This is a genomic window from Enterobacter cloacae complex sp. 385G4, from assembly GCF_057320665.1.
Window position 1 is genome coordinate 1 of the sequence record NZ_JBXWDD010000003.1, and the last position, 13,267, is coordinate 13,267.

12 protein-coding genes, 1 tRNA gene and 2 rRNA genes are annotated in these 13,267 nt (G+C 55.7%); 7 read left to right on the forward strand and 8 right to left on the reverse strand.

What is annotated here, in order from left to right:
- A 23S ribosomal RNA gene (locus tag AC2FAJ_RS10460) occupies positions 1 to 79 on the forward strand; the annotation flags it as partial.
- Between the two features lie 65 nt (positions 80 to 144).
- Positions 145 to 260, forward strand: a 5S ribosomal RNA gene (rrf, locus tag AC2FAJ_RS10465).
- A 241-nt stretch (positions 261 to 501) separates the two neighbouring features.
- Here the strand turns inward: rrf and AC2FAJ_RS10470 are convergent.
- Positions 502 to 577 (reverse strand) — tRNA-Phe (locus AC2FAJ_RS10470).
- A 168-nt stretch (positions 578 to 745) separates the two neighbouring features.
- Here AC2FAJ_RS10470 and AC2FAJ_RS10475 point away from each other — a divergent pair.
- Both AC2FAJ_RS10475 and AC2FAJ_RS10480 read left to right on the forward strand, forming a co-directional pair.
- The gene (locus AC2FAJ_RS10475) at positions 746 to 1,588 is read left to right on the forward strand and encodes an AraC family transcriptional regulator (RefSeq protein WP_045631279.1); all 843 of its coding nucleotides are present in this window, start codon (positions 746 to 748) and stop codon (positions 1,586 to 1,588) included.
- 40 nt (positions 1,589 to 1,628) lie between these two features.
- Positions 1,629 to 2,219, forward strand: coding sequence for a LysE family translocator (locus AC2FAJ_RS10480; protein WP_045631278.1), 591 nt, complete (start codon positions 1,629 to 1,631; stop codon positions 2,217 to 2,219).
- Here the strand turns inward: AC2FAJ_RS10480 and AC2FAJ_RS10485 are convergent.
- From AC2FAJ_RS10485 to aspA, 5 genes are all read right to left on the reverse strand, one after another.
- Complete coding sequence (locus AC2FAJ_RS10485) at positions 2,216 to 2,791, reverse strand: transcriptional regulator (protein WP_045631277.1); 576 nt, start codon at positions 2,789 to 2,791, stop codon at positions 2,216 to 2,218. The genes AC2FAJ_RS10480 and AC2FAJ_RS10485 overlap by 4 nt on opposite strands.
- 49 nt (positions 2,792 to 2,840) lie before the next feature.
- Complete coding sequence (locus AC2FAJ_RS10490; protein ID WP_485454115.1) at positions 2,841 to 4,550, reverse strand: protein-disulfide reductase DsbD; 1,710 nt, start codon at positions 4,548 to 4,550, stop codon at positions 2,841 to 2,843.
- Positions 4,526 to 4,849, reverse strand: a complete 324-nt coding sequence (gene cutA / locus AC2FAJ_RS10495; RefSeq protein ID WP_028015227.1) for a divalent cation tolerance protein CutA — start codon at positions 4,847 to 4,849, stop codon at positions 4,526 to 4,528. Before cutA ends, AC2FAJ_RS10490 begins: the two co-directional genes overlap by 25 nt.
- A gap of 113 nt (positions 4,850 to 4,962) precedes the next feature.
- Positions 4,963 to 6,264, reverse strand: coding sequence for an anaerobic C4-dicarboxylate transporter (locus AC2FAJ_RS10500; RefSeq protein WP_008502949.1), 1,302 nt, complete (start codon positions 6,262 to 6,264; stop codon positions 4,963 to 4,965).
- A gap of 116 nt (positions 6,265 to 6,380) precedes the next feature.
- The gene (gene aspA / locus AC2FAJ_RS10505) at positions 6,381 to 7,817 is read right to left on the reverse strand and encodes an aspartate ammonia-lyase (protein ID WP_047364122.1); all 1,437 of its coding nucleotides are present in this window, start codon (positions 7,815 to 7,817) and stop codon (positions 6,381 to 6,383) included.
- 335 nt (positions 7,818 to 8,152) lie between these two features.
- Here aspA and AC2FAJ_RS10510 point away from each other — a divergent pair, with 335 nt between their 5' ends.
- Positions 8,153 to 8,617 carry an FxsA family protein gene (locus AC2FAJ_RS10510; RefSeq protein ID WP_028015228.1) on the forward strand — a complete coding sequence of 155 codons (465 nt, stop codon included), beginning with the start codon at positions 8,153 to 8,155 and terminating at the stop codon, positions 8,615 to 8,617.
- 31 nt (positions 8,618 to 8,648) lie between these two features.
- Here AC2FAJ_RS10510 and yjeH read toward each other — a convergent pair whose 3' ends face one another.
- The gene (gene yjeH, locus AC2FAJ_RS10515; RefSeq protein ID WP_028015229.1) at positions 8,649 to 9,887 is read right to left on the reverse strand and encodes an L-methionine/branched-chain amino acid transporter; all 1,239 of its coding nucleotides are present in this window, start codon (positions 9,885 to 9,887) and stop codon (positions 8,649 to 8,651) included.
- 178 nt (positions 9,888 to 10,065) lie between these two features.
- Here yjeH and AC2FAJ_RS10520 point away from each other — a divergent pair, with 178 nt between their 5' ends.
- Together AC2FAJ_RS10520 and groL are read left to right on the forward strand one after the other, a co-directional pair.
- A complete protein-coding gene (locus AC2FAJ_RS10520) occupies positions 10,066 to 10,359 on the forward strand; it encodes a co-chaperone GroES (protein WP_003855929.1) in 294 nt (97 codons plus the stop codon).
- A 31-nt stretch (positions 10,360 to 10,390) separates the two neighbouring features.
- Complete coding sequence (groL, locus tag AC2FAJ_RS10525; protein ID WP_023310114.1) at positions 10,391 to 12,034, forward strand: chaperonin GroEL; 1,644 nt, start codon at positions 10,391 to 10,393, stop codon at positions 12,032 to 12,034.
- Between the two features lie 64 nt (positions 12,035 to 12,098).
- On the opposite strand, the gene iadA is transcribed toward groL, so the two are convergent.
- Positions 12,099 to 13,262, reverse strand: coding sequence for a beta-aspartyl-peptidase (gene iadA / locus AC2FAJ_RS10530; protein WP_485454116.1), 1,164 nt, complete (start codon positions 13,260 to 13,262; stop codon positions 12,099 to 12,101).
- Positions 13,263 to 13,267 lie beyond the last annotated feature (5 nt).

The following is a 13,267-nucleotide window of genomic DNA, read 5'->3' on the forward strand; positions in this document are numbered from 1 at the left end:
ACGACGTTGATAGGCCGGGTGTGTAAGCGCAGCGATGCGTTGAGCTAACCGGTACTAATGAACCGTGAGGCTTAACCTTACAACGCCGAAGGTGTTTTGGCGGTGAGAGACGATTTTCAGCCTGATACAGATTAACAGAATTTGCCTGGCGGCTTTAGCGCGGTGGTCCCACCTGACCCCATGCCGAACTCAGAAGTGAAACGCCGTAGCGCCGATGGTAGTGTGGGGTCTCCCCATGTGAGAGTAGGGAACTGCCAGGCATCAATCAAGAAGAACCCCGTACCGTAAGGTGCGGGGTTTTTTGCTTTGTGCGCCGGAAAATACCGGGTGGCGGCTTCGCCTTATCCGGCTATAGGTTTTGCAGGCCCGGTAAGCGCAGCGCCACCGGGAAATGCTAACCGCATGATCTTACCGGGAAGAGATACAGGAGTAAAAATAAGGTAAGGTTTTGATAAACGCAGAAAAGCAAAAACCCAGCCATAGGCTGGGTTCTTTAAATAGTGGTGCCCGGACTCGGAATCGAACCAAGGACACGGGGATTTTCAATCCCCTGCTCTACCGACTGAGCTATCCGGGCAACGGAGCGCATTAAACCGCAATCGCGCCTTATCGTCAACATTATTTCAGGAAAAGCTGTTCAACTGCTTAAGTTTGCGGCAATCTGTACGTTTTCACCATGAAAATGCACAAATCTTCCAGACAATACCGGGCCGTGCAGCAATGCTGATGACAACAGGAGGGCAGTATGGCAAACGACTGGCTTGAGCTCCGTCAGCATGCGGATACCGGCATTGAAACGATTAAAGCGCACTTCGAAGGCCATGCCTTCGATCCCCACTGGCACGATAGTTATCTGGTCGGGATTACCCTTTCAGGCACCCAGCAGTTCCACTGTCGTCGCGAACGCCACCGCAGCCATCCTGGTGATGCGTTCTTACTGGAGCCGGGCGAAATTCACGACGGCGACGCGCCTGTGGAAGGAGGCTTTACCTATCTCACCTTCTATCTTGACGAGCAGTGGCTGACGCGTACCCTCCGTGGATTATATGAAGCCACGCCGGATCGCTACTCGCTTCACTTTGCTCAAACGCTAACGCGAGAACCTCAGCTGGTCCGTTCTATCGGCGAGACGTTTAACGCATTGCATAGCGATGAGATGAAAATTGTTCAGCAGAGCACAATGGATAAGCTGCTCTCTCAGATCACCTCCCATTGCCACTGGCGTAAGAAACTCCCGTCGCAGCTACAGAGCGCTGCCGTGGCGCACCGCGCACGCGACTATCTTTATGCGCATATCGGCGAGAACGTGGGGTTGTCAGACCTTGCGCGCGAGACGGGCACGGATCGTTTTACGCTGACGCGCTGTTTTAAGCGCGAGTTCAACCTGGCACCGCACGCCTGGCTTATTCAGCTGCGTCTGGCAAAGGCGCGACAGCTGCTGGCGCACGGCGAACAGCCTGTTAATGTGGCTACAGCGCTCGGTTTTGCCGACCAAAGCCATCTGGGACGCTGGTTCCAGCGTGCATACCGCATTTCCCCTGCCCACTACCGCCGGTTGTGCACAAACCTTCCAGACGCTTCCAGATAATAGCGGCACAGTAATGGCTCTAACAAAAAAGGAGCCATCTGTGAGTCTGATGCCTTATCTGCTGTTTGCCTTTGTCGCGTCGATAACGCCCGGCCCGACGAATATCCTCGTTCTCACTAACAGCCAGTACTTTGGTGTGAAAAATACCATTCCCGCCATTTTGGGGGGATGTATTACGGCGAGTCTGATTGTGCTGATATCGGGTGCCGGCGCCGGGGAGGTGCTGCGTCAGTTTCCTCTGATACGCCAGGCAATGAGTTGGGCGGGCGTGCTGTGGCTAACCTGGATGAGCTGGCAACTGTATCGGGCGCCTGCGGCGAATCTCTCTGAGAAGGCGCCTCATCGCTTTACCGCGCAAGCCGCAGCGCTGCTGCAGATGGTGAATCCGAAAACGTGGATGATGGCGCTGGCAGTAGTGAGTCTTTTTGCTCCCGCGAGCATTCATCCGTTAAGAGATATTGCGCTGATGGCGCTATGGTTCTTACTGATTTCTGTGATGTGCCTGATGTGCTGGGCGTGGCTGGGGAAGGCGGTAAACCGAGTGTTTCGCACCACCGTGGCGATGGTGCGGTTTCAGCGCCTGATGGCGCTATGTTTGCTCGTCTCCGCCTGGGCGGGCATGCTGGTCTAGGTTAATGCCCCGCCCATACGACACTGGGCAAAGCGCAGAATGTCTTCCGCCAGGCGGTGCGCCGTATCCACATCGGCCTGGCTACGGTTCACCAGCATGCGGCTCAGGCAACCCTCCAGTACGAGCTCCATCTGCTTAGCGACCATTGCCGGGTCATCCACTTCAAGCGTTGTCAGCAGTTCGTGGGTGAAGTCATGCGCCGCACGTTTTTGCTGATCCGCCAACTGGTGTATTGGATGGCCAGGATCGGGATAAAACGTACAGGCAGCAATAAACAGGCAGCCTGGATAACGATTGTTGCTGACGCACTCTGTCAGGGCGGTGTAGCGCGCTAACAGTTTTTGCTCGGCGGTCAGCTCTTCATTCAACATTAGCTGCCTGCGCCAGATATCCACCTGCTGGCTAAGATAGCGTAGGGCATCATAAAGCAGCGCCTCTTTATCCGGCCAGAAGCGCTTAAGATCATCCAGAGGGTAATCGATACGGTCGGCTACCATCTCAAGCGTGGTGCTGGCGATCCCTTGAATCTCAAGTAGTTGCAGGGCTTGTCCCAGTACGTCTTCGCGTTGCACGGTTATCTCCTCCGCTATTCCCAACGGTATGTCCCGTCTAAAGTGTTGTTTACGGTTGGCGATTGCGCAAATGCGCGCTGAATGCCGGTGCGTCCATAAACCCGGTTACACGCTGTTCTGGCAGCTCTTCCCCCTGCTCATTGAAGAACAGAATGGTTGGTAGCCCGAGTACGGTAAGGTGTTTAAGCAGGGCCTTATCCTGCGCATTGTTGGCTGTGACGTTTGCCTGAAGGAGTACCGTCTCTTTCAGGGCATTTTGCACCAGAGGATCGCTAAAGGTGTATTTTTCAAACTCTTTGCAGGCAACACACCAGTCGGCATAGAGGTCGAGCATCACCGGTTTGCCTTTTGCCTGCGCCAGCGCGCTGTTGAGCTCATCGACGTTCTTAACGTGTATAAAGTTTAAATGTGCCTGCGTCTGGCCCACAGGCGAGCCGAACGCCCAATCCTGAAGCGGGCGCACGCTCACCAACGCGGCGGCGAGCAGGAGAATTTGCACCAGACGCATCCACGCTTTTTTTGCCCCCAGGCTGACGATAAACGCCCAGGAGAAGAACGCCACGCCGAGCATGGCCCACAGGCGCAAACCCCACTCGTCACCCATGATGCGCTCCAGCAGGAACACCGGGAGCGCCAGGATGACAAAGCCGAACGCGGTTTTCAACGTCTCCATCCACGGGCCGCTCTTCGGCAGCAGGCGGTTGCCAAACACCGTCACCAGAATCAGCGGCAGGCCCATCCCCAGCGCGTAAAGATACAGCGTACCCCCGCCGAGCCACATATTACCGCTCTGGGCGATGTACAGCAGGATAGCGCTCAGCGGTGCTGTAGTGCAGGGGGAACAAATCAACCCGGCGATGGCGCCCATTGCGAACACGCCGCCCGCAGAGCCACCCTGCTGGCGATTGCTCATCAGCGTTAAGCGGGTTTGCAGCGAAGAGGGCAACTGAAGCGTGAACAGGCCAAACATCGACAGCGCCAGCAGAATAAATACGGCTGACAGGCCGATTAGCACGTAAGGGTGCTGGAGGGCTGCCTGGAACTGCAGTCCGGCCGCGGCGACCACGAGGCCGAGCGCGGTATAGGTGAGCGCCATGCCCTGCACATAAATAAAGGCCAGGAGCAGCGCCCGGGCGGTAGAAAGACGCTGTTTGCCGCCCAGAACAATCCCGGAGATAAGCGGGTACATCGGCAGGACACAAGGGGTAAAGGCAATGCCGATACCAATCAGTAAGGCCCAAAGTGCTGAGAACGGCAGATCGGAAGCAGCTTTGGCTTCGCCTTCATCCCTCACCCTGTCCCTCTCGCCTGAGGGGAGAGGGGAGGCAGCCGCTTTAACTTCAGTAAGCGGAACGACCTTCGTTTCAGGGGGGTAGCAGAAGCCCGCGTCGGCACAGCCCTGATACGTAACCGTCAGCGTGGCATCTTTATCCGCCTGATTCACCGTAACGGGCACGCTTAAGCGCTGGCGATAAATTTCACTTTTACCGTAGAACTCGTCCTCATGCCATTCGCCAGCGGGCATCTGCAATGCGCCAACGTTAGCCTTTGCCGGCATGATGCTGACCTGCTTGCGGTAGAGGTAGTAACCCTCTTTCACCTGCCAGGTCAGATTGAGATCGTGCTGGTTTTGCTGAAAGTCGAAAATGAACGCCTGGTCGGCGGGAATAAAGTTCGAACGGCCGGGCGCGTCAAACAACCCGGCAAATACTGACGTGCTGCACAGCAGCAGGATCAGCGTAAAGAAGCGTTGAGCCATGAGAGATAGTCGTTATCGCCGTGGACCACTGGCAGCACCAGCAGCTCCGGGGTTTGATAAGGATGATGAGACTTGAGGCAGTCAAGGAGCGCCTGCTGATTCGCCAGATTGGTTTTGAGCAACATCTGGACTTCATACTCCTGCTCCAGCTTGCCTTCCCAGTAATAGAGGGAGGTCGCGCCGGGGAGCAGCGTGACGCAGGCTGCCAGTTTTTCGGCCAGCGCTTTGGCGGCGAGATCCTGGGCAGAGGCTTCATCAGGGGCGGTACACAGTACGACAACAGCATCAGGCGTGTTCACAAGTCGACCTCCTCATCACGAAAGTCTTCACTATATCACGCCATGCGATTGGTCATTAATGAAACGGGCCGCAGAGCGGCCCGATTTTAACTATTTTTACAACCGCTAACCGTTTACAGCACAATGCCACCGATGATAAAGCCGAGGACGACGCAAAGCGTAATCGCCACCACGCCCGGGATCAGGAACGCGTGGTTAAACACGTACTTACCGATGCGGGTTGAGCCGGTATCGTCCATCTCAACCGCGGCCAGCAGGGTTGGGTAGGTTGGCAGAACGAACAGCGCAGAAACCGCCGCAAAAGACGCAATCGCCGTCAGCGGCGTCACGCCCAGCATCAGTGCCGCAGGCATCAGCGCTTTGGTGGTGGCAGCCTGAGAGTAAAGCAGCGTCGCGGCAAAGAACAGTACCACCGCCAGCAGCCACGGGTAGTTGTGCAGCAGGTCGCCGGCAACGGTCTGGATGTCGCTGATGTGCGCTTTCACGAAGGTGTCACCGAGCCACGCCACGCCCAGTACGCACACGCAGGCGCTCATACCGGATTTGAAGGTGCTGGCGTTCAGCACTTCGCTGGTGTCGATTTTACAGGTGATGCTAATCAGCGTGGCGATGGTCAGCATGAATACCACAATCGCTTCGTTACGCGGCAGCACCGGGTTCTGGATCAGCCCCACGGTGTCGCTGATGGCGGTCGCGTAGAACATCACGGCGACGATACCGATCAGGAACAGCAGCACGGAGCGTTTCGCGTGCGGCTTCAGCTCGAAGACCTGGCTACCGCGCAGGCTCACTTCACCTTTTGCCAGACGCTCCTGGTAAACCGGATCGTCTTTCAGCTCGGCACCGAGGAAGTTACACAGCACGGCGGTAATCATCACCGCAATCAGCGTGACTGGAATACAGATCGCCAGCAGCGTCAGGTAGCTCACGCCCATCGGCTCAAGGATACCCGCGAAGAAGACTACGGCGGCTGAGATTGGCGACGCGGTGATCGCAATCTGCGACGCCACCACGGCAATAGAAAGCGGACGAGACGGGCGAATCCCCTGTTCTTTTGCCACCTCGGTGATCACCGGCAGCGTGGAGAACGCCGTGTGGCCGGTTCCCGCGAGAATGGTCATAAACCAGGTCACCAGCGGGGCAAGGAAGGTGATGTATTTCGGATGGCGGCGCAGCATGCGCTCCGCCAGGCTCACCAGGTAGTCCATACCGCCTGCCACCTGCATGGCCGCAATAGCGGCAATAACCGCCATGATGATTTCGATAACGTCAAAAGGGATTGCGCCGGGTTTAATCTGAAAGATAAGGGTAAGTACGAGCACCCCGAGACCGCCGGCAAAACCAATGCCGATACCCCCGAGCCGCGCGCCCAAATAAATCGCCAACAGGACGATGACGAGTTCTGCTCCAAACATAAAGACCTGCCTTGCTTATTAACAAGTTGATATTGAATTGTTGTATTTAGGTAACGCCTAAAAAGAAAAAAGGCACGTCACAAGTGACGTGCCTTTCGGAAGCCTAGCCTGAACTGTTACTGTTCGCTTTCATCGGTATATCGTTTTGCTTTATATGCCGGATGCATCAGGTTCTGGGCCGAGAAGATATCGTCCAGCTCGGCTTCGGTCAACAGTCCACGCTCCAGCACGACTTCACGCACGCTCTTACCGGTTTCGGCGCAAATCTTACCAACGATGTCACCGTTGTGGTGGCCGATGAACGGGTTGAGGTAAGTAACGATCCCGATGGAGTTATAAACATAGCCTTCACAGACTTCTTTATTCGCGGTGATGCCGTTAATGCATTTTTCCAGCAGGTTGTAACAGGCATTAGTCAGGATGTGAATGGATTCAAACATCGCCTGGCCAATCACCGGCTCCATCACGTTCAGCTGCAGCTGACCGGCTTCGGAAGCCATGGTCACGGTGGTGTCGTTACCGATGACTTTGAAGCAAACCTGGTTCACCACTTCTGGCACTACCGGGTTAACTTTGGCTGGCATAATGGACGATCCGGCCTGCAACTCTGGCAGGTTGATTTCGTTCAGGCCAGCGCGCGGGCCGGAGGAAAGCAGGCGCAGGTCATTACAGATTTTGGACAGTTTCACCGCCAGACGTTTCAGGGCGCTGTGTACCATTACATACGCGCCGCAGTCGGATGTGGCTTCAATCAGGTCTTCCGCAGGCACCACCGGCAGGTTAGACACTTCCGCCAGCTTCTGAACCGCCAGCTGCTGATAGCCATCCGGGGTGTTCAGACGCGTACCGATGGCGGTGGCACCCAGGTTCACTTCCAGCAGCAGCTCGGAGGTGCGCAGCAGGTTTTTGGTCTCTTCGTTCAGCAGCACGTTAAACGCGTGGAATTCCTGACCGAGGGTCATTGGCACCGCGTCCTGCAGCTGGGTACGGCCCATTTTCAGAATGTCCTGGAACTCAACGGCCTTACGCTGGAAGCCATCGCCCAGCTGGTTGATCGCGTCGACCAGTTTGACCACGGAGGTATACACCGCGATACGGAAGCCGGTTGGGTAGGCGTCGTTGGTGGACTGGCATTTGTTAACGTGGTCGTTCGGGTTGAGGTACTGGTATTCACCTTTCTGGTGGCCCATCAGCTCCAGACCGATGTTTGCCAGTACTTCGTTGGTATTCATGTTGACGGAGGTACCCGCGCCGCCCTGATAGACGTCAACCGGGAACTGGTCCATGCATTTGCCGTTGTTCAGCACTTCATCGCAGGCAGCGATAATCGCATTTGCCGCGCTTTTAGGAATGGTTTGCAGCTCTTTGTTCGCCAGCGCTGCGGCTTTCTTCACCATCACCATGCCACGGACAAACTCAGGGATATCGCTGATTTTGCTGTTGCTGATGTAGAAGTTTTCAATCGCTCTCAGAGTGTGAACACCATAGTAGGCATCCGCTGGAACTTCCCTGGTACCCAACAAGTCTTCTTCGATACGAATGTTGTTTAACATGTGAACCTTCTTTTCAAGCTGCCGATGGATTGTACTAAACACACAACATATATGTGGTTTTGAATATTTTCTGACCGACGATTATTCCCTCAATCGGCCAGATGTTCGAGATCATATGCTGATGATAGCGAATTGCCGTAAGCTGGATCACTTATTATCGACCCGATTCCATGATAATTATTAATCTGTGAAATGTGTCACCGCTTTAATATTTCCGAAAAAAATATCCGTGCAAACCGATTGAATTTTGGCTAACCGTCTCCATCTCTTACAGACGCGTGACGCGAACACATTCAGACAGGGGCCAGATGGCCCCTGCCACACAGGAGATGCCAGTGCGCTGGATACCGTTTATAGCTTTCTTTCTCTATGTTTACATTGAGATTTCTATTTTCATTCAGGTAGCTCACGTGCTGGGCGTCCTGTTGACGCTGATTCTGGTGATCTTCACCTCCGTCATCGGCATGTCGCTGGTGCGTAATCAGGGTTTCAAAAATTTCCTGATAATGCAGCAGAAGATGGCCGCAGGCGAAAGCCCGGCAGAAGAGATGATCAAAAGCGTGTCGCTGATTATTGCTGGCCTGCTGCTGATCCTGCCGGGGTTCTTCACCGACTTCCTCGGCCTGCTGTTGCTGTTGCCGCCGGTGCAGAAGCACCTGACCATGAAGCTGCTGCCGCACCTGCGCTTCAGCCGCATGCCGGGCGGCGGGTTCAGCACAGGGCCAGGCGATACCTTCGAAGGGGAGTATCAGCGCAAGGATGAACAGCGCGACCGTTTAGATCATAAAGACGATCGATAATTTTTTTGCCCGGTGGCTTCGCTTACCGGGCCTAGGGATTTTTCCGCTTCGGTAAAAACGCCCACAGCCCCGCCAGCATGACGATGGCATACACACTCTTCCATCCCACCATCGCCAGCAACAGCAGGCACAGCACGCCCCCGACGACCGCCAGGGCTTTATAGCGACCTTTCAGCAGACGACAGCCCGCCAGCATGCACAGCAGGTAGATCATGATGAAAATACCGTTGGCGTAGATAATTAGAGCATCGAGGTTGATGTCGAGAAGATAAATACCCAGCGAGCTCAGGACGCAGCAGCCCAGCACGGCATTCAGCGCATTCATAGGGAGTTGACGTTTAGACAACCGCGCGAGGCGGCTCTCAGGTTTGTAGCGCGCCTGTGACCACACCAGACGGGCGAAGCTCTGGATATAAATGTTGAGGCTGGCAAAGCAGGCGAGATAGCCAATCACACAGGCCACCCATAGCGCCTTCACGCCGAAAAGTTTAACCACGATACCCGGTAGCGATGCGGCGGCGGCTTTATCTTCGCCGAACGCGTTGAAGTGCAGCACCAGCACGGTACAGGCCCAATATACGGTGCCCGCCAGCAGTAAACCAATCATCAGAGCGCGGGGAAAATCACGCTCGGGCTGTTTAAACTCGGATGCCAGGTGAGCGAACGCTTCAAGGCCAACAAAACACCAGAACATGACGGATAACGCAGCGAAAAGCTGTGAATGGTCGATATCGTTTATCGCAGGGAAGGGGATATCTGCTACGGTAATGTTACCCGCAAACCAGATGGCGACGATCAGCACGACGATCAACGCTGCAACCAGCGTTTGCAGATTCGCGCTTGAACTGGCTCCGCGCGAGCCCACCCACCAGACGATCGCCAGCGTACCCAGCTCAGCCAGCAGCAGTTGCTCATCGTGCCAGCCAAACAGCGCCTGTCCAAAGCCGGTGGCGATATGCAGGGCTGCCGGAAGGCCAACGGGTATTACCGACAAAAACAGCCAGCCGGTTACGCGCTCCATGCGCGGACCAAACGCCATGCCGACAAAATGCGCCACGCCGCCCGCGCTGGGGAAGTGCCGCCCGAGTATGGCAAACACAATCGCCACCGGGAACACCAGCAGGATCAGCACCGGCCATGCCCAAAGACTGTTATTTCCGGCGACCAGCGCTGCCAGTGCCGGTACGGCAAACACGCCGGTACCTAACAAGGAGGTTGAAAGCAGGCCAACGCCCTGCGCCAGCCCCAGCTCCTGCCTGAGTCCACTCATTTACCTTGCCCTGCCACCATCAAAAGAGAGTGGATGGTAACACTTTCGCAAATTTTTTTTCGATTCCCCCTTGAAGGGGTAAAAAGCTATCCCCATCTCTCAGGGCACTAGTCGGAAAACCGCATGCGGGCCGGCGTCATCCATAACTGATAATGACTTTCTCAAAGGAGAGCTATCAATGAGTATTCGTCCGTTACATGATCGTGTGATCGTCAAACGTAAAGAAGTTGAAACCAAGTCTGCTGGCGGCATCGTTCTGACCGGTTCTGCAGCAGCCAAATCAACGCGTGGCGAAATCATCGCTGTCGGTAAGGGCCGCATCCTGGAAAACGGAACTGTGCAGCCACTGGACGTTAAAGTTGGTGACATCGTAATTTTCAACGATGGCTACGGCGTGAAATCCGAGAAGATCGACAATGAAGAAGTGTTGATCATGTCCGAGAGCGACATTCTGGCAATTGTTGAAGCGTAATTTACGCACGAGAATTTGAGGAAATAAGAACATGGCAGCTAAAGACGTAAAATTCGGTAACGACGCTCGTGTAAAAATGCTCCGCGGCGTAAACGTACTGGCAGATGCAGTTAAAGTGACCCTGGGCCCGAAAGGCCGTAACGTAGTGCTGGATAAATCCTTCGGCGCGCCAACCATCACCAAAGATGGTGTTTCCGTTGCACGTGAAATCGAGCTGGAAGACAAGTTCGAAAACATGGGCGCGCAGATGGTGAAAGAAGTTGCCTCTAAAGCGAACGACGCTGCAGGCGACGGTACCACCACCGCGACCGTACTGGCGCAGGCTATCATCACTGAAGGCCTGAAAGCCGTTGCTGCGGGCATGAACCCAATGGATCTGAAACGTGGTATCGACAAAGCTGTCGCATCCGCTGTTGAAGAACTGAAAGCGCTGTCCGTACCGTGCTCTGACTCTAAAGCCATTGCTCAGGTTGGTACTATCTCCGCTAACTCCGACGAAACCGTAGGTAAACTGATCGCTGAAGCGATGGATAAAGTCGGTAAAGAAGGCGTGATCACCGTTGAAGACGGTACCGGTCTGGAAGACGAACTGGACGTGGTTGAAGGTATGCAGTTCGACCGCGGTTACCTGTCCCCATACTTCATCAACAAGCCAGAAACTGGCGCTGTTGAGCTGGAAAGCCCGTTCATCCTGCTGGCTGACAAGAAAATCTCCAACATCCGCGAAATGCTGCCAGTGCTGGAAGCCGTTGCGAAAGCAGGCAAGCCGCTGGTTATCATCGCTGAAGATGTTGAAGGCGAAGCGCTGGCGACCCTGGTGGTTAACACCATGCGTGGCATCGTGAAAGTGGCTGCGGTTAAAGCACCTGGCTTCGGCGATCGCCGTAAAGCAATGCTGCAGGATATCGCTACCCTGACCGGTGGTACCGTGATCTCCGAAGAGATCGGTATGGAGCTGGAAAAAGCGACCCTGGAAGACCTGGGCCAGGCGAAACGCGTTGTGATCAACAAAGACACCACCACCATCATCGACGGTGTGGGTGAAGAAGCCGCTATTCAGGGCCGTGTTGGTCAGATCCGTAAGCAGATCGAAGAAGCCACTTCCGATTACGACCGTGAAAAACTGCAGGAGCGCGTAGCGAAACTGGCTGGCGGCGTTGCGGTAATCAAAGTTGGTGCGGCGACCGAAGTTGAAATGAAAGAGAAGAAAGCACGCGTTGACGATGCCCTGCACGCGACCCGTGCTGCGGTAGAAGAAGGCGTAGTTGCTGGTGGTGGTGTCGCGCTGGTGCGTGTAGCCGCTAAGCTGGCTGGCCTGACCGCTCAGAACGAAGACCAGAACGTGGGTATCAAAGTTGCGCTGCGCGCAATGGAAGCTCCTCTGCGTCAGATCGTTTCCAACGCCGGTGAAGAGCCGTCTGTGGTTGCGAACAACGTGAAAGCGGGTGAAGGTAACTACGGTTACAACGCGGCAACTGAAGAATACGGCAACATGATCGACTTCGGTATCCTGGACCCAACTAAAGTGACCCGTTCTGCTCTGCAGTACGCGGCATCTGTAGCTGGCCTGATGATCACTACCGAGTGCATGGTAACCGACCTGCCAAAAGGCGACGCGCCTGACTTAGGTGCTGCTGGTATGGGCGGCATGGGTGGAATGGGCGGCATGATGTAATCATGTTGTTCTGAACCTCTCAGAACGAACCCCGGGCAGAAATGTCCGGGGTTTTTTATTGCCGCTACTCAAATGTTCCCTTCACGCATGCTGCGCCTTCGCGCACCATCTGGCGGCCTTTCGCCCAGACCTCGCGGATCTTCAGGTCATCCGTCAGCACCAGGAAATCGGCATCGCATCCGGGCGCGAGCCGCCCCTTATGCTCCAGCCCGAGAAACTCCGCTACGTTACGCGTAAACGGCAGAAGCGCCTCCTCCAGCGGCAGGTGATACCGGCTGACCAGTTGCTGCAGCGTCTGAGGCAGAGATTCGAACCCGGCTACGCCAATGCCCACCAGATTACCGTTCGCGTCAAAATTCGGTTGGCTGCCGTTACCATCCGAGCTGAGCGTAAGCCGGTTAAACGGCACCTGCGATTCACGGGCCGTCGCGATGGCGGTGGCGGCATCAATGGGCTCACTGATGCTGGTGGTGATGTCGATATAGCCCCCGTCGCGGGCATAATCCAGCGCGGCGAGGAACAGCGCCTGGTCGCGGTTAACGTGGGTTGGCAGCAGCTTCGTGCGGGGCACGTCGGCGTTTTTCAGAATGTTAAGCAGCGGCTCCAGCAGCTTCTGGCTGTTGCCGAGGTGAAACACGGATATGCCCGCTTTGGCGCCCAGCAGCCCGCCGACGCGCGACTGGGCGGCCATATTCGCGAGCTGGTCATCCGCTGGTGCGGAAGAGCGATGGTCGGAAATCGAGCATTTCACGCCGATGATTTTATCGATCAGCGCCACATCCTTTTCGATGCTGCCGGTAATCGTCGGAGAAGGCAGCCCGTATGCGCCTGTCAGCATCCACGCGCTGATCCCTTCATGCTCAAGCGCCCGCGTTTTTGCCAGCAGAGATTCGGGATGGCGGGTCACGCCGTCGGTACCCAGCAGGCCAACTACGGAGGTGATGCCCGCCGCCACCAGCGCGGACAACCGTACCTCCGGCGTCCGGGTGTGCGGACCGGCTTCACCGCCGCCGCCGATCAGGTGTACGTGCTGATCGATAAAGCCCGGGCAAACCACCGCCCCGGCGAGATCGGTTTCAGGACAGCTAAGCTGCATTGCCGCGCGATCCGTTTTTTCAATCGCGACGATTTTTCCCCCGGCGATCAGCAGATCGCAACGTCCCTGATCCTCCGGCGCGTAAAGGTGCACATTGCGGAAAAGATGGGGTTCCAGCACTGAAAAATCCATTTTTA

What these genes read in the sequence shown, in the direction of transcription:
- AC2FAJ_RS10475 (WP_045631279.1), top strand. Translation starts at nt 746, where the DNA reads ATGGCAAACGACTGGCTTGAGCTCCGTCAGCATGCGGATACCGGCATT.
- AC2FAJ_RS10490 (WP_485454115.1), bottom strand. Translation starts at nt 4,550, where the DNA reads ATGGCTCAACGCTTCTTTACGCTGATCCTGCTGCTGTGCAGCACGTCA.
- AC2FAJ_RS10500 (WP_008502949.1), bottom strand. Translation starts at nt 6,264, where the DNA reads ATGTTTGGAGCAGAACTCGTCATCGTCCTGTTGGCGATTTATTTGGGC.
- aspA (WP_047364122.1), bottom strand. Translation starts at nt 7,817, where the DNA reads ATGTTAAACAACATTCGTATCGAAGAAGACTTGTTGGGTACCAGGGAA.
- yjeH (WP_028015229.1), bottom strand. Translation starts at nt 9,887, where the DNA reads ATGAGTGGACTCAGGCAGGAGCTGGGGCTGGCGCAGGGCGTTGGCCTG.
- AC2FAJ_RS10520 (WP_003855929.1), top strand. Translation starts at nt 10,066, where the DNA reads ATGAGTATTCGTCCGTTACATGATCGTGTGATCGTCAAACGTAAAGAA.
- groL (WP_023310114.1), top strand. Translation starts at nt 10,391, where the DNA reads ATGGCAGCTAAAGACGTAAAATTCGGTAACGACGCTCGTGTAAAAATG.
- iadA (WP_485454116.1), bottom strand. Translation starts at nt 13,262, where the DNA reads ATGGATTTTTCAGTGCTGGAACCCCATCTTTTCCGCAATGTGCACCTT.